This is a genomic window from Peribacillus tepidiphilus (assembly GCF_009466385.1).
In the GTDB taxonomy this organism is placed as follows: domain Bacteria; phylum Bacillota; class Bacilli; order Bacillales; family DSM-1321; genus Bacillus_BN; species Bacillus_BN tepidiphilus.
Window position 1 is genome coordinate 127,757 of record NZ_WIAQ01000003.1, and the last position, 26,557, is coordinate 154,313.

Sequence of the window (26,557 nt, forward strand, 5' to 3'; positions counted from 1 at the left end):
ATACTATTAAAAAAGTTTTTTCTGTTTTATTTATTTCTAATCTGCGTTATTTTTTGTTATGATGGAGAGCGGAGTATTTTGAAAAAGGAAGCTGATGAAGGTGTATCAAAATTTATCATACGGAGACGCTTTAAAAAAACTGGCTGAAAAGGTAGAAAATAAAATAGGCCATCTCCACAAAAAAATCGATGAAAATATTGAATATAATCAATACCGGGTTCTAGAAAGCTTTAGAAAAAATAAGGTGAGCGATTCACATTTTATTCCTTCTACTGGATACGGATATGACGATATTGGTCGCGATACACTTGAAGATATTTATGCTGAGGTGTTTGGAGGGGAAGCTGGTCTTGTCCGTCCTCAAATTATTTCAGGTACACATGCAATCGCCATCTCTCTTTTTGGTGTATTACGGCCAGGCGATGAGTTAATTTATATAACAGGAAAACCATACGACACATTAGAGGAAATTGTGGGAATTAGAGGAACTGGTAACGGTTCATTAAAAGAGTTTCATATCGATTATCGTTCCATTCCTTTGACCGATGAAGGAAAAGTGGATTTTGAAGCTGTGTCCAAAGCGATTTCATCCAAAACGAAAATGGTTGGGATTCAACGATCAAAAGGCTATTCAAGCCGACCTTCTTTTACAATAGCAGAAATTAAGGAAATGATTTCATTTGTAAAAGAAATCAATCCAAACATTGTGGTGTTTGTTGATAATTGCTATGGAGAATTTGTAGAGCAGCTGGAGCCATGTCATGTAGGGGCGGATTTAATGGCGGGTTCTCTTATTAAAAATCCAGGCGGGGGATTAGCTAAAACAGGCGGCTATATTGTTGGTAAAAAGGAATGGGTGGACGCCTGTTCATACAGACTGACTTCACCTGGAATAGGAAGGGAAGCGGGTGCCTCACTATATAGTCTACAGGAAATGTATCAAGGTTTCTTTTTAGCGCCTCATATTGTAGGGCAGGCTTTAAAAGGAGCAATTTTCACTTCTGCTATTTTAGAGGAATTGGGAATGAATACTTATCCGAAATGGGATGCACAAAGAACGGATCTCATTCAATCCGTCCAATTCCAGGACCGGGACTTAATGGTGGCATTCTGTCAGGCGATCCAATATGCATCTCCAGTAAATTCTCATGTGACTCCATATCCAGCCTATATGCCAGGTTACGAAGATGATGTCATTATGGCAGCTGGAACGTTTATTCAAGGCGCCAGCATTGAACTGACAGCTGATGGACCGACAAGACCACCGTATGAGGCTTACGTTCAAGGCGGACTGACCTATTCCCATGTAAAAATTGCTATTTTGACAGCCATCAATATGTTGCTTGAAAGAAAAATGATATCCCTACTAAACTAAAAGGCAACAGAATGTGCGTAAAATATACTTTTTCTTTATTGTAGGCAGTAAACATTTGTTTACTGCTATTTATTTTGAGAAGGTTAATTAATCTTGGTAGGGTAGGTGAATGTTATTGCGATATTAAATACGAATTCGATAAGTTGTTCATTAAGTTAGAGAAAGTTACAGAGGAAAATGATATAAAAAATTTTTTGATTATTTTATGTTAGAAAATGTAACATTACATTGACATTATTTCTAACACGAAATATAATAAATTCCATAGAAGCAAAAAGGAGGATGCTGGATGGTGAGTGGCAATAATATTCGACGTTCGATGCCTCTTTTCCCAATGGGAATTGTGATGCAGCTAACTGAATTGACAGCACGCCAAATTCGATATTATGAAGAGCATCAACTAATCTCTCCAGCTAGAACAGAAGGAAATCGTCGGCTATTTTCATTGAACGATATTGATACGTTACTGGAAATTAAAGAGCTGCTTGAACAGGGAGTGAATCTTGCCGGGATTAAAAAGATTTTCTCTGTAAAACAGGAGTCCTCTTTAAAAGCGGAACAGCCTAGCTTGCAAGAGGAAAAAGTGAAACGTGAATTAACGGATGCGGAATTACGAAAGCTGCTTCGAGCAGAGCTAATGCACAGCAGAAACCGTACTTCATTGCGTCAAGGTGACATGTCGCGCTTTTTCCATTAATAAATATAAAAACATTTTAATGGGTCACTAAAAAGGGAGGATTTTGGAAACATGGGAAAGTACACTCGTGAAGACATTATGCGTTTAGCGAAAGAAGAGAATGTAAAGTACATTCGTCTTCAATTTACTGACATCTTAGGAACAATCAAAAATGTTGAGATTCCGGTTAGCCAATTGGAGAAAGCGCTGGATAACAAAATGATGTTTGACGGTTCCTCCATTGAAGGTTTTGTCCGCATTGAAGAATCTGACATGTATTTATATCCTGATTTAGACACTTGGGTAGTCTTCCCTTGGACGTCTGAAAAAGGTAAAGTAGCACGACTCATTTGCGATATCTATAATGTAGATGGAACACCGTTTGAGGGAGATCCTCGTGCTAACTTAAAAAGAATCCTTGCTGAAATGAGAGAGCTTGGATTTACAGATTTCAACCTAGGACCTGAGCCGGAATTCTTCTTATTTAAATTAGATGAAAATGGCGAGCCTACTCTTGAGTTAAATGATAAAGGCGGTTACTTTGATTTAGCTCCTACTGACCTTGGGGAAAACTGCCGTCGTGATATCGTACTTGAACTAGAAGAAATGGGATTTGAAATTGAAGCATCTCACCATGAGGTAGCACCTGGTCAGCACGAAATCGACTTCAAATATGCTGATGCCATTACAGCTTGCGATAACATTCAAACATTTAAGCTAGTTGTTAAAACCATTGCACGTAAACACGGTTTACACGCAACATTTATGCCTAAGCCATTGTTCGGAGTGAACGGATCTGGTATGCACTGTAACGTTTCTTTATTCAAAGGAAAAGAGAATGCATTCTACGATCCAAATGGCCAATTAGAGCTTAGTGAAACAGCCTATCAATTCATTGCAGGTGTCATTAAGCACGCGCCAAACTTCACAGCTGTGACAAACCCAACTGTAAACTCTTATAAGCGTCTAGTTCCTGGTTATGAAGCACCTTGCTATGTGGCTTGGTCAGCTCGCAACCGCAGTCCGCTAATCCGTATTCCGGCTTCCCGCGGAGTAAGTACACGTGTTGAAGTTCGTAGCGTTGACCCAGCTGCAAACCCTTATCTAGCGATAGCAGTCTTATTAAAAGCTGGATTAGACGGAATCAAAAACAAGCTGACTCCTCCTAAACCAGTTGACCGTAACATTTACATCATGTCTAAAGAAGAGCGCATTGAAGAAGGAATTGTAGACCTTCCAGCTACTTTATATGCTGCGCTTGAAAATCTAAAATCTGATGAAGTAATCAAGAGCGCACTAGGTAACCACCTACTTGAGCACTTCATCGAAGCAAAAGAAATTGAATGGGATATGTTCCGCACTCAAGTTCATCCTTGGGAACGCGAGCAATATATGACGATGTATTAATGATATCAAAGCCTTGGTATTGCTGGGATTGTCCAGTAACCAAGGCTTTCTTATTTCTTCGTGAAAAATGGCTCTATACTAAATGTGGTGGTCATGCTTATCATCTCAAGGGCTCAGATAATTCACAAAAAATGATTAAAAAATAACACCTTCTTCTCTCTCTTTGATAATCTAAAGTTGCCAACAATAGAAACCAAAGGGAGAGAAGATAGGTGCTTACTCATTCTATCATAAACTTATTAGGGATTAAAGATAAGCATGTAGAGATTTTTGATTCAGGGGAAAAAGAAGGCGTATTTTGGTTTGAACTACATACACGTGTGAAAATGCAGAAATGTCCGAAGTGTAAAAGCCGTACAAAACGCATCCATAGCTATCGAATGCAAAAAATACAGAGTTCATCAATGGCGGGAAAAAGAGTGTACTTACATGTGAAGAAGCGAAGATATCGTTGTACAACATGTGGTCATACTTTTTATGAAAAGCTTTCGTTTGTAGATCGATATCAACGTCACACGCTCATGCTAGCTCAGGAGGCATTATGTTTAAGTGCAGAAATGTCCTTTACACATGCTGGGATGCTAGCTGGGGTAAGTACAAACCGACTATTAAGAATGTTCGATGCACGATCCATCCCTGTTAAAAAGGTACTTCCGCGTGCGATTGCCATTGATGAATTTAAGGGTGATGCAGGAGGAGAAAAATATCAAACGATTATTGTCGATGTAGAAAATCGAGAAGTTTTGGATGTTCTGCCAGACCGACGTGTAAAAACGATTGAAACCTATTTAAAACAATGTGATACAGGGAATGTCCAGATCGTGGTGATGGATTTATCCAAGTCATTTAAGAAAGCTGTTCAAAGACAATTAGGGAATCCTCTTATTATTGCAGATCGATTTCACTTTATGAGACAAGCTTATTGGGCATTTGATCAAGTAAGAAGAGAAGTGCAACATAAATTATATAAAGAACAACGTATTCGAATGAAAAGAAATAAAGAGCTTTTATGGAAATCCCCGTTTAAGCTCAATCAAAAAGAGAAAGAGCGAGTAAAGGAACTCTTGGCACTTGATTCGGACTTGAGGGAAGCCTATGAGTTAAAGAGTGAACTAGATGTCTGGTNAAATCGAGAAGTTTTGGATGTTCTGCCAGACCGACGTGTAAAAACGATTGAAACCTATTTAAAACAATGTGATACAGGGAATGTCCAGATCGTGGTGATGGATTTATCCAAGTCATTTAAGAAAGCTGTTCAAAGACAATTAGGGAATCCTCTTATTATTGCAGATCGATTTCACTTTATGAGACAAGCTTATTGGGCATTTGACAATCTACATACGGTAACCTATAAAATAAAAGGCAAGATAATTAAAATAAAACCGACAATTATTAAAATAGTGCCAAAAATACGAGCTATTAAATTCTCATCACCGGTCAGTCCGTTCCATAGAACAAGATTAATTAGAAAAGTTGCTTTTTTCTTAGTAATAAGATAACCAATAAATACGATGAAAATCCCAAGTGATACGGTGAATATTGTTGGTAAAATTTTTATCCCCCCTTACTGTCTTTAATTTATTTTATCTCACAAGAATCACCTTCGCAATTATTTACAGGAACTATTCTTCGAGTCTTGGCTATATGGTTATAAAGCTTTTGACCTACACCGAAAATACTAGATAATTTAATAAGAGGCCATAAAGGAACCAGTAACGGTAGTCTAATTACTATTGCTGCTATAGCATCAATACCAGAAACAATTCGATTATTTTTAATGTACATACAATGCATACTTTTTTCTAATTCTTTAAATGGAATATTGATATACTTTATATCTTCACTTCTTATACTCACTAACGTTACTTGATTAAGCCAGTTCAGTGTTTCAATATTATTCTTTACTTTATTACAGACTGGGCACCAACTATCATAGAATACAATAATATTTCCTTTCCCCTTCATTTTTTATCCCCCTTATTTAAAAATTGTGTTTCTGTTTTAGGACTTTTTATCTATTTTCCATTCTTTATCATTTTTTATTTGAAATATCTGAAAATTTATTTAACGATGTTAATTGTAAAGTTTAATTACACATTTTTCAACAAAAGGATACTTTTGGATGAAGGGGCATGATTCTATGGATTCTGTTAAACATGAACTAAAGAATAGGCTGGGATTAATTTTCATATTTGTTTTTACTGTATGGATGCTTTTACTCTTTTATAGCATTATTGTAGCTTTACCTAATAATCCATTATCTTTAGATCTTGCTAACAAAAAAATTTTTAGACAAGTAATTCCACAAGGATGGGGATTTTATAGTAAAAGCCCCCGTGAAGAAACATTGAATGTATATAGCATATCTAATGAAAGTGATGTAGTTGTTTGGCTAAATAACAGAATAAAGAATGTCTTTGGAATTTATCGATATGGAAGAAGTCAAGGAATTGAACTTGGACTTATAGTTTACAATCTTCCTAAATCTACAGAATGGAAGGAATGTGATGGAAAGGGGAAAAGTTGTATCAAAGATTCTGATCCAACGGTTTCTGTTGGCAATACAACCCCTTCACCAACTATTTGTGGAGATATCCTAATAGCTAGGGAAGTTCCTATCCCTTGGGCTTACTCCAAGTATACAGATAAATCCAAATCCGAATCGTTTTGCAAAGTTAGATACAAATAAAAAACCCCTCGGAACGTTGATATAACAACATTTCAAGGGGTTTTTGTGCATTACTATGCAATCTGAGAAGATTAACGAGAGTAGAACTCAACGATTAGAGCTTCGTTAATTTCAGCTGGCATTTCAGAACGCTCTGGTAAACGAGTGAAAGTACCTTCTAATTTGTCCGCATCAAAAGTTAAGAAATCAGGTACGAAGTTATTTGCTTCAACTGCTTCTTTAATGATATCAAGGTTGCGAGATTTTTCGCGAACAGAGATTGTTTGACCAGGTGTTACTCTGTAAGACGGAATGTCAACGCGGCTTCCATCAACAAGGATATGACCATGGTTTACTAATTGACGAGCTTGACGGCGTGTACGAGCTAGGCCAAGACGGTAAACAACATTGTCAAGACGAGATTCTAAAAGAATCATGAAGTTTTCACCGTGTTTACCAGGCATTTTTCCTGCTTTGTCAAATGTGTTGCGGAATTGACGCTCGTTTACACCATACATATGACGAAGCTTTTGCTTCTCTTGTAATTGTAAACCGTATTCAGAAAGCTTTTTGCGTTGGTTTGGACCATGTTGTCCAGGAGCGTAAGGACGTTTTTCTAATTCCTTACCAGTTCCAGATAATGAAATGCCAAGACGACGTGATAATTTCCAGCTTGGACCAGTATAACGAGCCATGATTGACTCCTCCTTATGTTTTTATTTTGGTAAAATAAAAACCGTTGTGATGACAACAATCCAGACCATTTTGTTTTCATGTACCTTCGCCCTAGCAGCTAAGGGTTACGAGATACACCTCTAATCATAAGAGGAACAAAATGAGTACAAGAAAGTGTTCACATAGGCTGCGATATTTTACACAAAGAACAGTATATAATGCAGGAAAAAGAATGTCAAGAAAGAATTAGAATAATGAGCTGGCTGATCTTAAAATGATACGAAAAAGTCATAATTGAGTAACAAAAAAATGTAAATGGAGTTTATAATTAATTTGATAGGCTGAAATTTTTTGACTGCAATAAAACTGTTAGGGAACTTATTAGTAGGGATGATGGAAATGGAATTGTACAAAACAGATCGAATTGTTGCATTGAAAAGTGCATTTTATGAATTAATGGATTTTAATACTTCACTATTTGAATATGATACCTTTATTGCAAAGGTACTTGAAAGCCTAAAGCAGTTTTTGAATGCTTCCGAAGTTTCATTATATAAATGTAATGAATGGAAAGGCCAATTGTTTCTGGAGTACTCTACTAATCCTGTAAAAAAAGGAAAAGATCAGCCTTTAAACATTGCATGTGAAGAAATTGAAAAGGCTATTTCAGAAAAGGAATATTTTTATTGCAATTTTCCGATTGTGGATTTTGAAGAATATGAACTTGTACTGCCTATAAATGGAGAAGGCTTGCCTTTTGGTTTACTTGCTTTTAAGGAAAGTGTTGAAAAGTTCCCTAGCTATGATGTCACTTTTTTTGCTGTTCTGACAAAAGAATGTACCAATTTACTGAAAACAGCAGCCAATATCGCCAAAATTGTAGCTGAAGAGAAAAGATACAAACAGCTTTTTCGGGTCACTGAAAAATTTCACTCGTCAATGAACATGGATGCTGTACTTGGTGAAATCATCTATACGCTTCAAGAAGTCTATCCATCTTTTACCTATTTCTTGCTGTTATCCCATGATAATAATAATCATGAAAACCTTCCTATTAAGGATTTAGAGTACGATAGTGAAAATATTGCTGCCATGCAGGCTTATGTTACAGGTACCGTTCAAATCGAGGATTCCATACAAGAGAGAAAATCAGTCCTATATGCCCCGTTAAAAGGAAAACAAGGGGTATATGGCGTTCTTCAGGTAATATCATCTGATACATTGGTGTTTCCTAAAAATGAAGTGGAGTTTATCACATTGCTTGCCAATACAGCAGGAAGTGCGTTAGAAAATGCACAGCTTTACCAACAATCGAAACGATTGGTTGCAGATCTGCAATTAATTAATGAAACTTCACATTGTCTAAATTCAAATTTACGGCTTACAGAAACCATCAATTATATGAGAGGGCAAATTTCCAAATCATTCAATGCTAAAGAAGTCGGTTTCATCATGATCAGTTCCCAAAATGAAACAAAACCTCTTCAGGGGAGTTCAGACTTTTTTAAATCGAACGAGGCTACTCGCTATATTCAATATATTTTTGACAAAATCAATAAAGATAAGGAATCTATTTTCATTGGTGATCTGAAATTTTCTGATGAAAAAGAAGAGGCGAAATATAAATCTATTATGGCCGTGCCAATGGTTCAGAGTGAAGAGCTAAAGGGCTTTGCAATTGTACTGCACGAACAGCCTTATTATTTCTCTTTTGAGATGTTCAAGCTTCTTCAATCATTGATTCATCATTCTACTTTGGCATTCACGAATTCGATCCTCCGTGAAGAATTGGAAAATATGGTGGTGACAGACCATCTTACAAAATTGTTTTCCCGTAATTATCTTGATGAGAAGCTTAAAGAATCCATGAAGGTGGATAAGGAAGGGGCCTTTATCCTGATGGACATCGATCATTTCAAGAAGGTGAATGACACATTCGGACACCAGGTAGGGGATGATGTACTTGTTCAGGTGGCAGGCTTGATAAAAAGCAGTATCCGTAATAGCGATATCGGGGCAAGATGGGGAGGAGAAGAGCTGGCCATCTACCTGCCAAGAGTTAACCTATCAATTGGAAAAACAATCGCTGAGCGTATTCGGAGAAAAGTAGAAGAAAATACCGATCCAAATATAACAGTATCCTGTGGTGTATCATATTGGAATACTGGGTTAAAAGATACGACTATTACACTATTTAAAAGAGCAGATGATGCATTATACATTGCAAAGAATAGTGGCAGGAACAGGGTGGTTGTCCAGAATCAAACCCTGTGAAGATTAAGAAAAGGCAGCCTAACAAAAGATCGTTGAGTAATGAGCTTTTGTTAGGCTGCTTTTTTTGTAAATGAGACTTAGGAATAAGCTTTACAGAACATTCAATTAAATATATTGCAGCAGAACGTCTACAAATTTTTGCAGGTGTTCTTGGTCTATAGAATCAAATCGGCTCTTAATTGGGCTATCAATATCAAGAACACCGAGCAAACGACCTTCTTTCACGAGTGGAATTACAATTTCTGATTGAGAGGCTGCATCGCAGGCTATATGACCAGGAAATTGATGAACGTCATCCACTGTAATCGTTTTTCTTTCAAGTGCTGCTGTACCACAGACCCCTTTACCGAGTGGAATACGTACACATGCAGGAAGACCTTGGAAAGGACCTAATACGAGCTCTTGATCATCATATAGATAAAATCCGACCCAGTTAACCTCTGTCAAAAACTGATTTAACAAAGCGCAAGCATTACTTAAATTAGCAATGACATTTTTTTCTCCTTCTAACAAAGCTTTAAGCTGTTTTAGCAGCAGGGCATAGTTTTCTTCTCTCGTCCCTGAATATGATTCGACGTGAAACATCATAATCCCCCTAATTTATTCATTGTGTTTTTGTTACATGAAAGTTGAAGAATGTAAGTAAATGTCGAGAAAAAGTTAAAGGAAAGAAAGCATGATATAAAGAATAGTACAAAAAAACAATGTATTTTTCTACTTTCCAATCTATTCAAACTGATTACCTTTTGAAAGACGGTAATACAAGACTGGTAAAAAAAAAACAATGAGAATCCTTAAATCGTGATCAAGCTTTTTTTAGTATGAGAAAATTTTGTAGCTAGTCGAAAGCGAGTAATGTTATGAAACCATTAAACAATACAAAAAAAGTGATTATTGAGTCGGCTCTTTATCTATTTCATTTAAGAGGCTTCCACGGAACCTCTATAAGGGATATCGCAAATAAGGCAAATATAAATCCTGCTAACATTTCTTATTACTTCAAAAGCAAACAAGGGTTACTAGAATATTGTTTTATTACCTATTTAGAAGAATATACGCATTTGATAGAAAAAGAAGTGAAGCAGCTTGACGATATCGGACCTAAGCAATGCTTATTAAGAATCATAAAGAAGATTTTATATTTTAACAGTGAGAATTTTTTGGCTGCCCGCTTTATTTTAAGGGAAATGGCTTTAGATTCTAATTTAAATAGAGAAGTGCTTTCCACTTATTTAGCCAAAGAAAAGTATTTGTTTGAGCTTGTCATAAAAAAAGGGATCCAGGCAAAAAATTTTAAGAAGGTATCAATCTCATCTTTTATCCTACAGTTAAAAGGGTTGATTACTTCACCTGTATTCAATGCTCATTACTCAATAGAAGTACTTCACTCTTTTCCTCAGGAAAAATACTTTCTCGAGCAATATAATGACCAAATGGCTCGTTTTATCTCTTCCTATTTGTGGGAAGAAACGCATTCCTCTAGAATAATGAATTAGGATGAGCTTATTCTTTATTTTTTGTAAATGAATGCTTTATTAGGGAAGATGGTGCCGAAAGAGCAACTGGCAGCAATTGATGGAAACCTTGGCCTAAATCCTTTGCTTGGTGAGCGTCTGATCCAAAAACTAATGGTATACCGATTTTTTGGGCATAGGTAACGAATCGATGAGAAGGATACGGTTCTAAGCAGAATTCCTTCATCACGCCGGCACCATTGTAATCAAGAGCCAGTCCTTTTTGTTTCATTATATCTAGTAATGCAAATACTCTCTCATCCAAAAGGAGGCTAGGAGGGTATTTTTTTTGAAATTTTTGTACAAGAGTTAAATGGCCAATTCTTTTCGGCTTGTATTCACCTAAATCACTATTGATCGCCTTTTCAACAGTGTTGTAATAGCATTTATATACCTCGTCAACAGACCCTAGCTTAGCGGTTAGTTCGCCAAATAATTCGTGACTGTAATCTAGACAAATCCAATCATTTCCTGCTTTTAGAAAATGAACTGAAAGAAGGCTGTCATCCAGGAAGGGGCCATATTTAGTAAGAAAAGTCTTAATTTCCTCTTCAAACCCTTCAATAAAATCAATTTCGAGTCCAACATTAATTTTTATTTTGCTCTTATACCTCTCTTTTACAATCTGGATGTCCTCGAAATAAGGTAGAAGGTCATCAATGTGCATTGCGCTGTCTGTTGTAGGGGTCGTATCAATGAAACCTTCAGGGAGGGGTGCATGCTCAGTGAATGAAATTTCTTTCAAACCAAGTTGTAATGCACGTTCTATATATTGTACAAAAGAATCAGATGAACCGTGAGGACAATATGGAGTATGAACATGGCCGTCGTACTTCATAGCGTACCTTCTTTCCATTTGTATTTAGTGAATTAAAGAGCATCAGTCCACTTTATTAAAATAATTTCTTACATAAAAATTCAAATTGATAGTCAAAAAAGATGGTATACATGGTATTATAAAAGCATTATACATAATAACTTTTATTTTATCACGGAAGTGTTTAATGAAATAGATGGATGTAATTGCATATGTTGAACGGGGGCTTATTATGGATTACATATTAGGAGCTATTGTCGTTGTATTAATAGGAATCGTATTAGGATTTTTCTTTCGCAAAAAACATTATGGTGCAGTAGACCAATTAGAAGCTTGGAAAATTGACATAATGAATCGACCGATTTTGGAAGAATTGTCAAAAATCAAGCAGTTAAACATGACCGGTGAAACGGAAGAAATGTTTGAGAGATGGCGGAAAGAATGGGACGCGATTATTACAGTACATATTCCAGATGTTGAAGAGCTATTGTTTGATGCTGAAGAGTATATTGATAAACTCCGCTTTAATAAATCAAAAGAAGTGCAAAGAAAAATAGAATGGAAGCTCAAAGAAATAGAAGGAAGTATTGAGAAGATTTTAGAAGAACTCAATCAGCTAGTAGGAAGTGAAGAAAAAAATCGATTGGAAATTGAAGAGTTAAAGGAAGCATACAGAACATCTAAAAAAACCCTTCTAGCTCACCGACATACATTTGGTCCTGCAGCAACGAGATTGGAAGTACTTTTGGAACAAGTTGTGGATGTATTTGAAGAGTTTGAAAAGGCTACCGAAAACGGGAACTATTTGAAGGCAAGAGAGCATGTTTTAAAAATTAAGTCTTTGCTCCAGGATTTATCAAAAAAAATGGAACTTATTCCAAATTTCCTGGTAGAAATCCAATCATCCTTACCGACTCAAATTGAGGAATTGAAGGATGGTTATAAAGAAATGGAAGAAAAAGGATATATTTTGGAGCATATTCAGTTTGAGAAAAATATTCAGGCTATTGAAAAAACGTTAGAAGCGTTTAGGGAATATATTTTTAAAGCGGAGATAAAAGAAATAGAAGATGGGATGCAGGAGCTAAGAGAAAGTATTAACGTCCTTTACGATTTATTGGAAAAAGAAGCGGTTGCAAAGCAGTTTGTAAATCTTCATTCAGAGCGCATCCAAGATGAACTAGCCAATGTACAATATGAGAATGATCAATTAAAAACAGAAATTTCCTTTGTCCAGCAAACCTATCATATTTCAGAGAGTGAGCTTGAAGCACACCGTCAAACGGAAAAACAGCTATCCCTGATTATGAAAAGGTATGAGCTTTTCAAGACAAAACTCGAGCAAAATCAAACAGCCTTTTCGGTGCTTGCTGATGATATGAGAGAGATTGAAAAAATAATGAGTGAGCTGAGACAAGAGCAACAAGCATTTACATCAAAGCTAAAAGCTCTTCGAAAAGACGAAATGGAAGCAAGGGAAACGGTCCAAGAGCTAAAAAGAAAACTTTCCTTATCAAATCGAATGATTGCGAAAAGCAATCTTCCAGGATTACCAATTCAATACAAGGAATATTTAGGAGAAGTAAAGGAAAGCTTAGATGATGTTCAGCAAAAGCTAGATGAAAAGCCGCTTGATATGGCATCTGTGCAGATATTTTTGGAAAAAGCCGTTACTACAGTCGATAAGTTTTATGAGATGACAAAAGAAATGATTGAACAAATGTATATGGCTGAAAAAATGATTCAATATGGAAATCGTTATCGTAGTAGATATCCCCGTGTGGCAGATCAGTTATGCTCTGCTGAACAGAAGTTTATGAATTTTGAATACGAAAGTGCAGTAGAGGAAGCAGCTGCAGTATTAGAAGAGATTGAGCCGGGCTGCTTAAAGAAGCTCGAATTCGAACTTGATCTAGAAGAAGTCAAATAAATAAGAGGGTGTCCCCAAAACCACCGTTTGGGGGCATCCTCTTTTTACATACGCTTAGTTTTTACAGACCCGTAAACATATCCTATGACTGCTCCAATGATAGCAGGTAATGCCCATCCAATTCCTTCTGCAGCTAATGGAAGATGTAAAAGGACAGTATCAATGGTAGGAAAAGTAATTTGCGCGGCGCGCAATCCATCGAATAAGCTGACAAGACCGGCTGCCAATAATGCACAACCATATACACTTGCGTAGCTGTTAAACATATGATCCATAAATGAAAGAATAATCAAAACGATGGCAAGCGGATAAATAAAAACTAAAACTGGAAGTGAAAATGATATTAACTGAGTTAAACCGACATTCGCAATTACTGTACTAAACAGAGATAAAATAATTACAATGCTTTTATAGGACAGCCTTGGAAAAACGATAGAAAAATATTTTGCACAAGAAGACACTAAACCGACAGAAGTTGTGATACAAGCTAGTGTAATCGTCACTCCAAGAATCACGGTTCCAAACGTTCCATATAAATAAGAAGCGGAAGAAGAAATGATAGCTCCTCCGTTATCGTGTAAGCCGATTGCCGAACTGCTTGTTGATCCGATGAAAGTTAACGAAATATAGACAAGAGTTAAACCGATTGCTGCAATGACTCCAGCAGACACGGAAGCCCTGGTAATAGCCTTAGGTTCTGTAACCCCCATGTCTTTGATCGAAGAAATGACAACGATTCCGAATACTAATGCTGCAATCGTATCCATTGTTAAATACCCTTCAACAAAGCCTTTAAAAAATGGGTGCTCCTCATACCCGCCTAATGGTTTTCCTGGCTCGCCCATTGGAGTAATAAAGCTTTTTGCAACTAAAATGACAAGAACCATAACCATTAGAGGTGTGATGAATTTTCCGATACGATCCACTAGCTTAGCTGGATTTAATGATAACCAGGCTGTTAGGGCAAAAAATAGGACTATATAAATGAACAATGGTAAACCATTTTTAGAAACATTATCATTCATGAATGGTGTGATGCCGATTTCGTAAGCAACAGTTCCTGTTCTTGGAATTCCAAATAAAGGACCTATTGCTAAATAAATGACAACGGTAAAAAGTAATCCAAAAGTAGGACTCACCCGATTGGCTAAAGATTGTAAATCACCTGCTTTACCAATTGCTACAACCCCTAGTAATGGCAATCCTACTCCAGTCACTAAAAAACCGGAAACAGCAATCCAGACATTTGTTCCTGCTTGTTGTCCAAGAAATGGAGGGAAAATAATGTTCCCTGCGCCCAAGAAAAGAGCAAATAGCATAAGTCCGATTGCGAATAATTGTTTACCGGAAAAATTTTGACCAACCATACGAAAAATAAACCTCCAAATTTGACAGAAATTTTGAACTTTTAAACCTTTAACATAGTAACATATTTATTTTAAAAATAGTTTCATTTTATAAAAGTAATACTATTCGATATATTGAAATAATTTATTCTATTCTAAAAATATTTTTAATAAAAAAACGGAAAGCGCCTGCTGAGAGCTAACCATATTACGATCTGAAAATTTTTTATGGTTCTTCTGAAATTTAGGCTAATAAATAAAAAATTGAAAAACCTATAAACGAACTTACATACGATTCTTTTTGCTAGTCGTTTCCTAAACGATTCTGCTATGTTAATATTAAAAATTGTGTAAATAGATCACGGTGGATGGTGTTTCGATTATGATTTATTTTGATAATAGCGCAACTACAATGCCTTATGATGAGGTGTTGGACTCTTTCATGAAAGTATCTAAGGATTATTTTGGTAATCCTTCTTCTCTACACGGGATTGGAGCAATGGCAGAGAAATTATTAACCCAAGCTAGACAGCAAGTAGCACAGCTATTGGAAGTAAACGAAAACGAAATCTACTTCACATCTGGGGGAACGGAGGGAAACAACTTAGCCATTAAAGGAGCAGCATTTGCTCATCAAAACAGAGGGAAACATATTATCATCTCCTCTATTGAGCACGCATCCGTTAAACAAACATGTGAGCAACTTGCTGAAATGGGATTTGAAATCACAATACTTCCTGTGAACAAGGACGGCCGAGTAGAGGTTTCATCTGTTGAAGAGGCTATTAAGGAAGAAACCATCCTTGTGTCTGTCATGCATGTCAATAATGAAACAGGAGCTATTCAGCCGATTGAGGAAATAGGGAGTTTGTTAAAAAATCATTCCAAAATATTATTTCATGTTGATTTTGTACAAGGTGTCGGAAAAGTGGATTTGAATATCAAAAAGTGTGGAATAGACCTTTGCACGATTTCGGCTCATAAATTTCATGGATTAAAAGGAAATGGAATTCTGTTTATTCGAGAAGGGGTAAAAATGTTCCCACTATTTACTGGTGGCAGCCAAGAGCGAAAGTTAAGGAGTGGAACAGAGAATGTTGCCGGTGCAGTGTCAACTGCAAAAGCACTTAGAATGATTTTTGAAAAGAAGAAACATGATTTGAAAAATCTTTTAGAGGTCAGCAGGTTTTTGAAAGAAGAATTAAGGAAAATCCCAGGAGTTGTTGTGAATACTCCAGAAGAAAACTGCGCACCTCATATCGTCAATTTCTCAGTTCCTGGCGTTAAATCAGAAGTGCTTGTTCATGCACTAGAGGAAAAGGGTATTTATGTTTCTACAACCAGTGCATGCTCTTCAAAGAAAAAATCGATTAGCAGCACAGTTTTTGCAATGACAGGAAGAGAGGATTTGGCTGAAAGCACCATTAGAATGAGCTTATCTTACCAAAACACTCTAGAAGAGGCGCAAACAGTCATAAAAGAATTAATCGCAGCTCTGAAAAGACTAAAAGAGGTGATGAAATCTTGAAATATGATCATATTATTATTCGATATGGAGAAATGTCGACAAAAGGAAGGAATAGAAAACTCTTTATCGATCGTTTAAAAAAAAGCATAAAAAAAAGCTTGGCTGATTTTAAAGCAGTATCCATTGATTCAAAAAGGGATCGTATGTATGTGCTACTAAATGGAGAAGACCATGAGCCCATTATAGACAGGCTGAAGAGGATTTTCGGTATTCAATCATTAAGCCCAGCAATAAAGGTAGAAAGAGACATTGAAGAAATAAAACATGCTTCCCTTCATTACGTAAAGCACCTATCAAAAAACATCCAAACGTTTAAAGTGGATACCAATCGGGCAGATAAGTCCTTTCCAATGAAAACGGATGAAATCAATCATAGCATTGGCGGACACATTCTTAAAAACACGGATGGTTTAAAAGTCGATGTAAGAAACCCTGATCTAAAGCTGATCGTCGATGTTAGAAAAGACGCAGTTTACTTAACGGGGGAAATCATCCCGGGCGCTGGTGGCTTGCCGTATGGGTCGAGTGGAAAGGCTATGCTGATGTTATCAGGTGGAATTGACAGCCCTGTTGCAGGTTATCTTTCTTTGAAAAGAGGCCTTGAGATTGAGTGTATACATTTTTATAGTCCTCCATTTACAAGCGAGCGCTCAAAACAGAAGGTTCTTGATCTAGCAAATGTGTTAGCGGGTTTTACCGGAAAGATGACGGTTCACATCGTTCCTTTTACGGAAATTCAAAAGCTTATTCATAAACAAATCCCGGAAAGTTACACGATGACCTCCACAAGAAGATTAATGCTGCAAATTGCTGATCGCCTGCGTGAAAAAAATGAAGGGTTGGCCATTGTGACAGGTGAAAGCTTGGGCCAGGTCGCAAGCCAAACCTTAAACAGCATGTACACAATTAACGAAGTTACCAATACTCCTGTACTCCGTCCACTGATCACAATGGACAAAACAGAGATTATCGAAATGGCACGCACCATAGGAACGTTGGATATTTCGAATAGACCATATGAAGATTGCTGTACAGTTTTCACACCAGCAAATCCGAAAACGAAACCTAAGCTAGAAAAGGTACAATACTATGAAAGCTTTATTGATTTTTCAGAGTTGATAAAGGAAGCAGTAGAAAATACAGAAACCATTCATATTTCTAGTAAAAATGATAACCATTCATTGAGTTTTTTTGATTTGTTATAGTGACAAGGAAAAAAAGCTTAGAAAATTGGGGGATTTGTGAACAATTACCAAGAAGCTAGAAGAATATAGCCATGTGTTTTTACGCAATCTATACTCACAAGGAGGTGAATACACATGGCAAACAACAACCAACTTCTAGTTTCTGGTGTACAAAACGCTCTTGATTCAATGAAGTATGAAATCGCTACTGAATTTGGGGTTCAACTTGGACCGGATTCAACATCTCGCGCAAACGGTTCTGTAGGTGGAGAAATTACTAAGCGTTTAGTTCAAATGGCTGAACAACAATTAGGTGGTTTCCAAAAATAATTAAATACAAAATGGCTGCAGAAGGGAGCAGGTTTTATACCTGCTCCCTTCAGATTGTCCGCAAACGCTCGCATCCATCGTCACGAACTCTCCTCCCGTGCTTATTACCATCTAGGGTAACTCCGAGCCTCGCACGGGTTCGTTCCTTGACTGAGAAGCGTTTTCAATTAGTCTGAATGTGCATAAAATATACTTTGTCTACATACAAAAAAGGGGCAGGTTTTATACCTGCTCCCATTATATTTATAAAGATTGATGATTTCGTTATTCTTCAAAAAATCCTCCGGTCATTATTACATAAAATTTTTCGATGTAAAAATAATTTAAAATATTAAAAATTTTTTGTATAATAATGATTGTTAGTTAAGCTGATAGGGGGAGAATGTAAATGAAACGAGAAGACCTACTTGCTCCAAAGCATTACAATCTTACATCGGAGATGGAACGATTTGCCCAAAATCCAGAAAAGATTGCATTGAAATGGGAAAACGAAACAGGAGAAAAAAAGGAAATTACATACGCTGCTTTAATGAAAGCAGCCAATAAAATTGGAAACGTTTTCTCTGAACAGGGATTGAAAAAAGGGGATACAATCCTTGCTATTATTCCTCGCTTAATTGAGGCATATCAAGTATATATTGCTGCATTAAAAATAGGTTTAGTCGTTATTCCTAGTTCGGAAATGCTAAGAACGAAAGATCTCCAATACCGGATTACACACGGAGACGTAAAAGGGATAGTAAGCTATTATCCTTATATTGAAGAATTTTCAGAAATTAACGAGTATGATCAGCTACTAAAATTTTCAGTAGGAAAACAGGTTGATGGATGGCTTTCTTTGGAAAGCTTGATGGAAAATGTTTCAGATGAATGTAAGGCAGCTGATACATTAGCTGAAGACATGGCGTTTTTATCCTATACATCTGGTACAACTGGTAATCCAAAAGGGGTAGTGCATACTCATGGATGGGCATTTGCTCATTTGAAGACAGCTGCTGCAAAATGGCTCTGTATTGAAGAAAACGATACGGTTTGGGCAACTGCTGGTCCAGGCTGGCAAAAGTGGATTTGGAGCCCGTTTTTATCTGTATTAGGTTCAGGCGCAACTGGCCTTGTGTATAACGGAAAATTTGAACCACAGAAATATTTACAGCTACTCGATCGTTATGAAGTGAACGTACTTTGCTGTACTCCAACTGAGTATCGCTTAATGGCGAAGGTAGATAATCTGTCAGAATACAAATTAGAAAAGCTCCATAGTGCAGTATCTGCTGGAGAACCGCTTAACAGAGAGGTTATTGACACATTCCGAAAGCACTTTAACGTGACAGTGCGTGATGGATACGGACAAACAGAAAACACATTGCTTGTTGGTGTAACGAAAGGAATGGAAATCAAACCTGGTTCTATGGGCAAGCCTACTCCTGGTAACCGTGTGGAAATCATTAATGAGCTAGGTGAGCCATGTGCTGTCGGCGAAGTAGGAGACATTGCAGTGCATGTGGAAACCCCGGCTTTATTTAAAAATTACTATAAAGATCCTGAAAGAACAGCTATGCAATTCCGAGGCGATTATTATATTACTGGAGATAAGGCGAAAATGGATGAAGATGGTTATTTTTGGTTTGAAGGCCGTGGGGATGATATTATTATTTCTTCTGGCTATACAATCGGACCTTTTGAAGTGGAAGATGCTCTTGTTAAGCACCCTTCTGTAAAAGAATGTGCCGTTGTTGCAAGTCCAGATGAAGTACGAGGTCATATTGTTAAAGCGTTCGTTGTATTAAAAGAAGGTGTAGATGCAACCGATCCAGAGTTAATTCCTGCTCTTCAACAACATGTAAAAGATTTAACGGCACCTTATAAATATCCAAGAAAAATCGAATTTATCGAGGAGCTGCCAAAAACTACTTCAGGAAAAATCCGTCGAATAGAATTAAGACAACAAGAGCTGCAAGCGCTTAAATCCTGATGAACTATTTAAATTTCGGAATGAAGAGAACGTGTGTCTCTTTATTTCGGAATTTTTTTTGTATTCTATTTTTAGATTTTTTTTTTGTATAAAATGATTGTATTCATGAATTTGTGGGAGTGAAGCAATATGGGCAAGCTTTGGTTTGGAGGCAGAATCTATACGATGGTCAAGGAGAACGAAACGGTTGAAGCTGTGTATACTGATGGAGGCAAAATTATTGAAACAGGCCTATACATACAATTAAAAGAAAAGTTTAAAGGAACAATTGAAGAAGAGATTAACTTGAATGGTGGAATGATGCTTCCCGGCTTAGTAGACAGCCACCTACATTTAATCGGTTATGGAGAAAGTTTACTCCGTTTAAACCTTTCTTCAATGAATAGCAAAGAAAAAGTATTGAATGCAATCAAAGAAAAATGTTCTCAAACGGAAAAAGGAAAGTGGATTGTAGCGGAGGGATGGAATGAAAACAACTGGATACAGCCAGATCTTATTCATAAAAGTGAATTAGATGATATTTCAACAGACCATCCAATTGTCTTAAAAAGAGTGTGCCGACACGCTTTGATTGTTAATAGCAAAGCGTTAGAAGTGTGCGGGGTTGATGAGAATACAGAAGCTCCATTCGGAGGTGGGATAGGAAGAGGAACAGATGGAGAACTTTCAGGGCTATTTCAGGATCATGCACAAGATTTAATAGTATCCCACTTACCTAGTGTTGATGAGGAGTATTTAAAAGGTGCGCTTCGTCTTGCTATAGTTGATTGTTATAAATATGGGATTACAGGTGTCCACACAGAGGATTTATTTTATTACAATGGATTTAATGATACGTTCAAAGCCATTCGCGAGTCGTTTAACGAAATGCCATTGCGCGCACATTTGCTTGTTCATCATGAAGTGATGGATGAAATGATTCAATCGGGATATTTCTTTAAAGCAGGAAACGAATTTGTAGAATTTGGTGCGATGAAAATTTTTGCTGATGGATCGCTAGGTGGTAGAACGGCCTTATTGAGTCGACCTTATGCAGATACAAAGGAAACAAAAGGAATAGCAATTCATACAGAAGAAGAGCTGAATGAGCTTGTAAGAAAGGCTAGAATTTTTGGGATGCCCGTAGCCATTCATGCAATTGGGGACGAAGCATTTGAAATGGCTTTAAAAGCTATCGTAGCTTGTCCTCCTCCGGAAGGAACAAAGGACCGACTTATTCATGCCTCTATTTTAAGACCAGATATTATTGAAAAGCTTAAGGATGTGCCGGTTGTCCTCGATATACAGCCCGTCTTTGTTTCTTCTGACGGTTCTTGGATAAGGGAGCGATTGGGAGATGATAAACGATACCTTCCGTATGCTTGGAAAACACTACTAAAAAATGGCATAAAGTGTGCTGGAGGTTCTGATGCTCCTATTGAAAAGTTAAACCCACTATACGGGATCTATGCTGCAGTGACAAGACGTTCACTAGAGGGAAATGGAGAAAGCTCCAACCCAACAGAGCGTCTGTCCATGTATGAAGCAATTCAGCTTTTTACAGCTGGAAGTGCCTTGGCTGCAGGAAATGAAAAGAGATTTGGTTATATTGAAAAAGGTTTTGCCGCTGACTTTTCGATTTTTGACAGGGATTTATTTCATGTCGCAGAAGAAGAAATTGTATATGTCGAAACGCTCATGACAGTCATCGCTGAGAAGGTTGTGTATAAAAAGGGATAAGTCGATCGAAAAGTATTTCTGTTTTTTGTGTGGTATTATTTTACTGGTAGATTTATAATATATATTATTTCGAGAATAGAAATATATAGAATGGAGCTATCAGGATGAAGGGATCACAGGAGCGTGAAGGAATTTTTTATGCAGGCTTATCGTATCTGATTTGGGGCTTTTTCCCGATTTACTGGAAATGGCTAGGTCATGTAAGTGCTGAAGAAATTTTAGCTCATCGGGTAATATGGTCGTTTGTTTTCATGGTTGTTTTGCTGTTGTGTATGAAAAAATGGGGACATTTCTTAAGTTATTTAAAAGAAATTTCTCATGACTATAAAAAATTGTCTGCACTCATTCTCGCTTCTTTATTGGTTAGTTCAAACTGGGGAATATTCATCTGGGCAATCAATGCAGACAGAATTTTGGATACATCCCTTGGATATTATATTAATCCGTTGATTAGTGTTCTTTTAGGAGTGATCTTCTTAAAAGAAAAACTTTCCCAAGCCCAAGTCCTTTCGGTCGCTCTAGCTTCTATAGGCGTTCTAATCCTTACGATCCAATTTGGAAAGTTCCCGACCATTTCGTTTTTACTGGCTATAACCTTTGGGTTGTATGGACTTGTCAAAAAAATGATTAATGCTGATTCAGAAATTGGCTTAACATTAGAAACCATGATGGTGACGCCGTTGGCTATCCTTTATTTTGGATATTTGTCGTTAAATGGCCAATCCTTATTTTTTGAGACAACCCATACAGCATTGCTACTTATTGGAGGAGGAATAGCCACTGCCTTGCCACTTCTCTTTTTTGCAAAAGGAGCACAAAAGGTATCTTTATCGATGCTAGGATTACTTCAATATATTGTACCAACGATGACACTATTATTAGGAGTCTTTGTGTATCATGAGCCTTTTACAAAAACGCATTTTATCTCTTTTCTATTTATTTGGAGCGGCTTAACCATATACTCACTGTCCAAATCAAAGCTTTCAAAAAATACATTGGCAAAATATAAACAAAAAGGAAAAATTGGTGCATAAAAACAATATACCTTGTAGAGAAAAAGCAGCTGACCCATCATAAGTGTTAGGTACTTAAGTTGGGTCAGCTTTTCTTTTTCCAGCTCAAAGAGCCAGCTCTTTTGGTAAAATAAAGTGAAACTTATAGAAATGTACGTTTAACCTTTTCCCAAAAGGAATTATCTTTCAGTTTTACAGTTTTGATTTTTTTGTCACTTAATTGAACAGTAATTTCGTTAATGTGACGGATACTCATCGCTTCGTTATCCATCCCGATTGTCGGATAGTCATTGCCGTCTTGGACGATTTTTAACGTAAGTTTTTTATTTCCACTTAAAATAAAAGAAGAACCGAGCGTACGATATGTATTATTGTTCAAAGATGCCAGCTCACTTATTTGGAAGCAAGGAAGGAGTGGATCCACCACAGCTCCATTTACTGATTTATTATATGCAGTACTTCCTGTAGGGGTTGAAACCACCATACCATCTCCTCGGAATGTTTCGAAATGGAGATCGTCTATAAAGACATCGAGGACAAACGTTTTTATGATGCTTGAACGTAAAGACATTTCATTTAAACAATAAAAAGGAGGCTGCCCATCAAGAGATACTTGTATGGTCGGATATCTCCGGACTTCGATCTGTTCATTCGTCATAGCTTCAATCATCTTATTGGTATCATCTAAATGAAAATCACAATACATATTTAAAGATCCTGTGGTAGAAACACCTGCATATAGGCAATCATCACGAAAGCCTGTTTTTCTGACAGCCTGCAAAAAAGTACCATCATCTCCAACACTAACAATAATATTGGCTTCCCGGTAATTTTGTACAACTTTAAAGTTATAGTCGGAAGCTAGCTTGTACAGACTATTTGCTTGATTTAGCATCTCCTTTGACTTGTTATGGAAGAAATAGATATTACGGCGATCAGGCATGTTGAATCCTCCCTTTATTGTGAAATTTCTTTTACCTTTATAATTCTTTACTATTTTTTGTAATATTTTGCTAAAATATTATCGTGTGTCTTCATTTTATCATGATTTGAAACTTTTTGAAAATTGATTCGTACGTATTATAGAGAAGGAGGAATACTTTATGAATGGAAAACGATGGGCAGCTCTAGGGATAGCAGCCGGACTATTTGTTGTTTCTATTTTTACGAGCATGGCTTCTGCTTTTATTTTTCAAGATACGGAAAGCACCTTAAGCGATTTATTTTCCATGACAGAAGAGACTTTCACTGAAGATGTGATTGAAGATGGAGATGAATTTAACAAAATAGCCGTATTGGATGTGGAAGGTGTCATCCAAGATACTGATGAAGACACAACGTCCCTCTTGCATACAACCGGATATAACCACAAAGCTTTTATGAAAAAGCTTGATATGGTAAAAGAAGATGATTCCATTGCTGGGGTCGTGATTCGGGTGAATTCCCCGGGCGGAGGCGTAGTAGAAAGCGCTGAAATCTATGACAAAATCAAGGAAATTCAGAAAGATACGAAAAAACCTGTCTATGTCTCAATGGGCTCTATGGCCGCTTCAGGTGGCTATTATATTTCAGCTCCTGCCGATAAGATTTTCGCTAGTCCAGAAACATTAACCGGATCACTGGGTGTAATTATGCAAGGCTATAATTATGAAAAGCTTGCTGAAAAATACGGAGTTGAATTCGTGACAATTAAAAGCGGACCATACAAGGACATTATGAGCCCAACACGTGAAATGACGGAAGAAGAACGTAAAATCCTTCAATCCATGATCAATAATTCGTATAATCAATTTGTTAAGATCATTGCAGAGGGTAGAGGAATGTCTGAGAGTGAAGTGAGAAAACTTGCGGACGGCCGCATTTATGATGGACGCCAAGCAAAAGAACTTGGGTTAATTGACGATTTCGGTTATTTGACAGATGTTACGGATGCTCTAAAAAAAGATTTGAAATTGGATGACGCGATGGTGGTTCGTTATACAGATGAGCTTGGATTTGGATCATTGTTTAGTATGAGTGCGAAAAAAATGTTCGGAGAAGACTTGGAAATGGCGGGTCTTGTAAAAATTCTTTCCCAGCCTAATTCTCCTCGATTGATGTATCTGTATGCAGAATAGGAGGGGAGAAGATGAACAAAGAAGATTTTTACAAAGAAGAACAGCCTGAGAAATTGGACCTTACTGACCAGTTAGATACTGAAAGTGAGCCAATCAAGGATCGTATCGTTTCTGAAACAAAAAAAGAACAGTATTATGCAGGTTTTTGGATGAGGTTTTGGGCTTACATCATTGACCTAATTGTGATTGGGAGTATAGATCGGATTTTAATCAAGCCTATTTTCAATGCGCTGGATATTTCTCCTTATGCATTGCCGAACTTTTCGCCGATTACGATTGCAACAGCTATCACGTTTTATTTATATTTTGTACTGATGACCAAGTTCTTTGGACAGACGCTAGGAAAAATGGTACTGGGGGTTAGGGTAATTTCTACCAAACAGTCCGAATTAACGTGGGGAACGGTATTATTCCGTGAATTTATTGGTCGGTTCATATCTAAAACCACGATAATTGGATATTTACTCGTAGGTTTTCTTCCTAAAAAACAGGGTCTTCACGATCTATTTTCCGATACTACTGTATTATTAGAAAGAAATAGATGATAGATATAATCAAGCCGCTTGGAACTTCAGTTCTAGGCGGTTTATTATTTTTCGTTATGAATTCTTTGGAATTAGACTACATAGAGGGACTTGTAAAATTGATGAGGAATTGCAGGAAACAGTAAAGAACCTATAAAAAGTAGTTCCAGACATTTAGCCGACCCAATCAAAAATAAAGTATTTTTTCACCTTTCAAAGTCCATACTGGTAGGTTGAAAGGGTGTGAATACATGATCTGGTTTCTTTATATTTTCCTCCTTCTTTGTTTCCTTCTTTTGGTTATCAGCCTTACAAGATTGACAGTAGAAGTGTGTTATGGCCACAGACAGGATAATGATCAACTAACAGTAACGATCAGAGCGCTGTTTGGAATTGTTAAAAGAAAAATAGATATTCCCTTAATCAAAATGGATGACGATTCGCCGACAATTGTTGTGAAAGAAAAGGTAAAAAAAGGGATAAATAAGCAAAAAAAGCAGAAAGATGTTAAGCAAATTACAGCGGAAGATTTTCTGAATAGCTTACATGATACAAAAGAACTCATCTCTCATATCGTTGGATTACATAGTATCATAAAAAAGTTTTTACAAAAGGTAAAAGTTAAGCGCTTTGAATGGAACAGCCAGGTGGGAACAGGTGATGCTGCAGCTACAGGAGCCTTGACTGGTGCTATTTGGGGAGCAAAGAGTATGATAATAGGTTTATTAACGAAGTACTTGGATTTCAAGATCTATCCTGTTTATTCGATCTCTCCAGATTTCCAAAAAGCTATATCCTCAACGAAGTTCAACTGTATATTTGTGTTTACGATTGGAAATGCTATTTTAGCAGGAATAAGGTTTATACGATACTGGAGAGGAGGGATGGCTTCATTTAAATCAAAGAAGCTATCTGTCCTCTCTAAAAACAATCGTAATACAACCGCATAGACAGGAGGAAGCAGTATGTCTAATAACCATCCTATTGAAGGATTAATGAATTCTGCTATGGAAAGCTTGAGAGAAATGATAGATGTGAATACGATAATTGGTGATCCGGTAGAAACTCCTGATGGAAGTGTCATTTTGACCGTGTCTAAGGTAGGATTTGGATTTGTGGCTGGCGGAAGTGAATTTTATATGGATGGAAGCCAGTCATCTAAAGAGCAGCCAACCAAGCATCCTTTTGGCGGTGGAAGCGGCGGTGGCGTTTCCATTACTCCGATTGCTTTTTTAATCGTGAATTCAAGCGGAGTAAAAATGCTTCATTTAGACGAAAGCACACATCTATTTGAAAAGATTCTAGATGCTGCCCCAGCTGCTGTGGAGAAAATTCAAGGAATGTTTGCAAAAAATAATAAGAAAAAAGAACATCAACAAACGGTGAAGTCTTCACAAAATGATCCAAAACAAAATGTAGATCTTTAATGCAAATAACGAATGAAAAGATGACCCATAGGTGCCTGGCTCACATTAGCAATTACTAAAT

At 36.9% G+C, this 26,557-nt stretch carries 24 protein-coding genes; 18 read left to right on the top strand and 6 right to left on the bottom strand.

The window, feature by feature from the left end:
- The first annotated feature begins 100 nt into the window (after positions 1-100).
- The 4 genes from GD441_RS03820 (at position 101) to GD441_RS03835 (ending at position 4,957) form a co-directional block, all read left to right on the top strand.
- Entirely contained in the window at positions 101-1,375 is a 1,275-nt protein-coding gene (locus GD441_RS03820) for a methionine gamma-lyase family protein (RefSeq protein WP_153123875.1), read from the top strand.
- Between the two features lie 292 nt (positions 1,376-1,667).
- Positions 1,668-2,072, top strand: a complete 405-nt coding sequence (locus tag GD441_RS03825; protein ID WP_153123992.1) for a MerR family transcriptional regulator — start codon at positions 1,668-1,670, stop codon at positions 2,070-2,072.
- A 51-nt stretch (positions 2,073-2,123) separates the two neighbouring features.
- Positions 2,124-3,458, top strand: a complete 1,335-nt coding sequence (glnA, locus tag GD441_RS03830; RefSeq protein ID WP_153123877.1) for a type I glutamate--ammonia ligase — start codon at positions 2,124-2,126, stop codon at positions 3,456-3,458.
- A 320-nt stretch (positions 3,459-3,778) separates the two neighbouring features.
- A complete protein-coding gene (locus tag GD441_RS03835; RefSeq protein ID WP_476742311.1) occupies positions 3,779-4,957 on the top strand; it encodes an ISL3 family transposase in 1,179 nt (392 codons plus the stop codon).
- A 79-nt stretch (positions 4,958-5,036) separates the two neighbouring features.
- Here GD441_RS03835 and GD441_RS03840 read toward each other — a convergent pair whose 3' ends face one another.
- Positions 5,037-5,423 carry a thiol-disulfide oxidoreductase DCC family protein gene (locus GD441_RS03840; RefSeq protein WP_153123881.1) on the bottom strand — a complete coding sequence of 129 codons (387 nt, stop codon included), beginning with the start codon at positions 5,421-5,423 and terminating at the stop codon, positions 5,037-5,039.
- Positions 5,424-5,598: 175 nt separating this feature from the next.
- Between GD441_RS03840 and GD441_RS03845 the strand changes: the two genes are divergently transcribed.
- Complete coding sequence (locus GD441_RS03845; RefSeq protein ID WP_191992092.1) at positions 5,599-6,147, top strand: SdpA family antimicrobial peptide system protein; 549 nt, start codon at positions 5,599-5,601, stop codon at positions 6,145-6,147.
- 71 nt (positions 6,148-6,218) lie between these two features.
- On the opposite strand, the gene rpsD is transcribed toward GD441_RS03845, so the two are convergent.
- A complete protein-coding gene (rpsD, locus tag GD441_RS03850; protein ID WP_153123886.1) occupies positions 6,219-6,821 on the bottom strand; it encodes a 30S ribosomal protein S4 in 603 nt (200 codons plus the stop codon).
- A 379-nt stretch (positions 6,822-7,200) separates the two neighbouring features.
- Here rpsD and GD441_RS03855 point away from each other — a divergent pair, with 379 nt between their 5' ends.
- The gene (locus GD441_RS03855; protein WP_153123994.1) at positions 7,201-9,075 is read left to right on the top strand and encodes a sensor domain-containing diguanylate cyclase; all 1,875 of its coding nucleotides are present in this window, start codon (positions 7,201-7,203) and stop codon (positions 9,073-9,075) included.
- Positions 9,076-9,180: 105 nt separating this feature from the next.
- Here GD441_RS03855 and GD441_RS03860 read toward each other — a convergent pair whose 3' ends face one another.
- Positions 9,181-9,660 carry a GAF domain-containing protein gene (locus GD441_RS03860; RefSeq protein ID WP_153123888.1) on the bottom strand — a complete coding sequence of 160 codons (480 nt, stop codon included), beginning with the start codon at positions 9,658-9,660 and terminating at the stop codon, positions 9,181-9,183.
- A 275-nt stretch (positions 9,661-9,935) separates the two neighbouring features.
- Here GD441_RS03860 and refZ point away from each other — a divergent pair, with 275 nt between their 5' ends.
- The gene (refZ, locus tag GD441_RS03865; protein ID WP_153123890.1) at positions 9,936-10,571 is read left to right on the top strand and encodes a forespore capture DNA-binding protein RefZ; all 636 of its coding nucleotides are present in this window, start codon (positions 9,936-9,938) and stop codon (positions 10,569-10,571) included.
- Between the two features lie 7 nt (positions 10,572-10,578).
- On the opposite strand, the gene hisJ is transcribed toward refZ, so the two are convergent.
- Entirely contained in the window at positions 10,579-11,427 is an 849-nt protein-coding gene (gene hisJ / locus GD441_RS03870; protein WP_153123892.1) for a histidinol-phosphatase HisJ, read from the bottom strand.
- Positions 11,428-11,638: 211 nt separating this feature from the next.
- Here hisJ and ezrA point away from each other — a divergent pair, with 211 nt between their 5' ends.
- Entirely contained in the window at positions 11,639-13,336 is a 1,698-nt protein-coding gene (ezrA, locus tag GD441_RS03875; RefSeq protein ID WP_153123894.1) for a septation ring formation regulator EzrA, read from the top strand.
- 44 nt (positions 13,337-13,380) lie between these two features.
- Here the strand turns inward: ezrA and brnQ are convergent, their stop codons facing one another.
- Complete coding sequence (gene brnQ, locus GD441_RS03880) at positions 13,381-14,703, bottom strand: branched-chain amino acid transport system II carrier protein (protein WP_153123896.1); 1,323 nt, start codon at positions 14,701-14,703, stop codon at positions 13,381-13,383.
- Positions 14,704-15,064: 361 nt separating this feature from the next.
- Between brnQ and GD441_RS03885 the strand changes: the two genes are divergently transcribed.
- From GD441_RS03885 to rarD, 6 genes are all read left to right on the top strand, one after another.
- Positions 15,065-16,210: a cysteine desulfurase family protein gene (locus tag GD441_RS03885; protein WP_153123898.1), complete on the top strand. Its 1,146-nt coding sequence runs from the start codon at positions 15,065-15,067 to the stop codon at positions 16,208-16,210.
- The gene (gene thiI / locus GD441_RS03890; protein ID WP_191992093.1) at positions 16,207-17,415 is read left to right on the top strand and encodes a tRNA uracil 4-sulfurtransferase ThiI; all 1,209 of its coding nucleotides are present in this window, start codon (positions 16,207-16,209) and stop codon (positions 17,413-17,415) included. The genes GD441_RS03885 and thiI overlap by 4 nt, the downstream gene beginning before the upstream one ends.
- Before the next feature lie 114 nt (positions 17,416-17,529).
- Positions 17,530-17,724, top strand: coding sequence for an alpha/beta-type small acid-soluble spore protein (locus GD441_RS03895; protein ID WP_153123902.1), 195 nt, complete (start codon positions 17,530-17,532; stop codon positions 17,722-17,724).
- Between the two features lie 388 nt (positions 17,725-18,112).
- Positions 18,113-19,696, top strand: coding sequence for an acyl-CoA synthetase MbcS (mbcS, locus tag GD441_RS03900; RefSeq protein WP_153123904.1), 1,584 nt, complete (start codon positions 18,113-18,115; stop codon positions 19,694-19,696).
- A gap of 129 nt (positions 19,697-19,825) precedes the next feature.
- A complete protein-coding gene (locus GD441_RS03905) occupies positions 19,826-21,415 on the top strand; it encodes an amidohydrolase (RefSeq protein WP_153123906.1) in 1,590 nt (529 codons plus the stop codon).
- A 104-nt stretch (positions 21,416-21,519) separates the two neighbouring features.
- Positions 21,520-22,449 (top strand): EamA family transporter RarD, encoded by a 930-nt coding sequence (gene rarD / locus GD441_RS03910; protein WP_153123908.1) that lies wholly within the window; start codon positions 21,520-21,522, stop codon positions 22,447-22,449.
- Positions 22,450-22,570: 121 nt separating this feature from the next.
- Here the strand turns inward: rarD and GD441_RS03915 are convergent, their stop codons facing one another.
- Positions 22,571-23,371 carry an NAD kinase gene (locus GD441_RS03915; RefSeq protein ID WP_153123910.1) on the bottom strand — a complete coding sequence of 267 codons (801 nt, stop codon included), beginning with the start codon at positions 23,369-23,371 and terminating at the stop codon, positions 22,571-22,573.
- Positions 23,372-23,531: 160 nt separating this feature from the next.
- Here GD441_RS03915 and sppA point away from each other — a divergent pair, with 160 nt between their 5' ends.
- The 4 genes from sppA to ytfJ all read left to right on the top strand — a co-directional run bounded on the left by sppA (position 23,532) and on the right by ytfJ (position 26,496).
- Positions 23,532-24,545 carry a signal peptide peptidase SppA gene (gene sppA / locus GD441_RS03920; protein ID WP_153123912.1) on the top strand — a complete coding sequence of 338 codons (1,014 nt, stop codon included), beginning with the start codon at positions 23,532-23,534 and terminating at the stop codon, positions 24,543-24,545.
- Between the two features lie 11 nt (positions 24,546-24,556).
- Positions 24,557-25,090: an RDD family protein gene (locus GD441_RS03925; RefSeq protein ID WP_153123915.1), complete on the top strand. Its 534-nt coding sequence runs from the start codon at positions 24,557-24,559 to the stop codon at positions 25,088-25,090.
- Positions 25,091-25,320: 230 nt separating this feature from the next.
- The gene (locus GD441_RS03930; RefSeq protein WP_153123917.1) at positions 25,321-26,019 is read left to right on the top strand and encodes a DUF2953 domain-containing protein; all 699 of its coding nucleotides are present in this window, start codon (positions 25,321-25,323) and stop codon (positions 26,017-26,019) included.
- Between the two features lie 15 nt (positions 26,020-26,034).
- Complete coding sequence (gene ytfJ / locus GD441_RS03935; protein WP_153123919.1) at positions 26,035-26,496, top strand: GerW family sporulation protein; 462 nt, start codon at positions 26,035-26,037, stop codon at positions 26,494-26,496.
- Positions 26,497-26,557 lie beyond the last annotated feature (61 nt).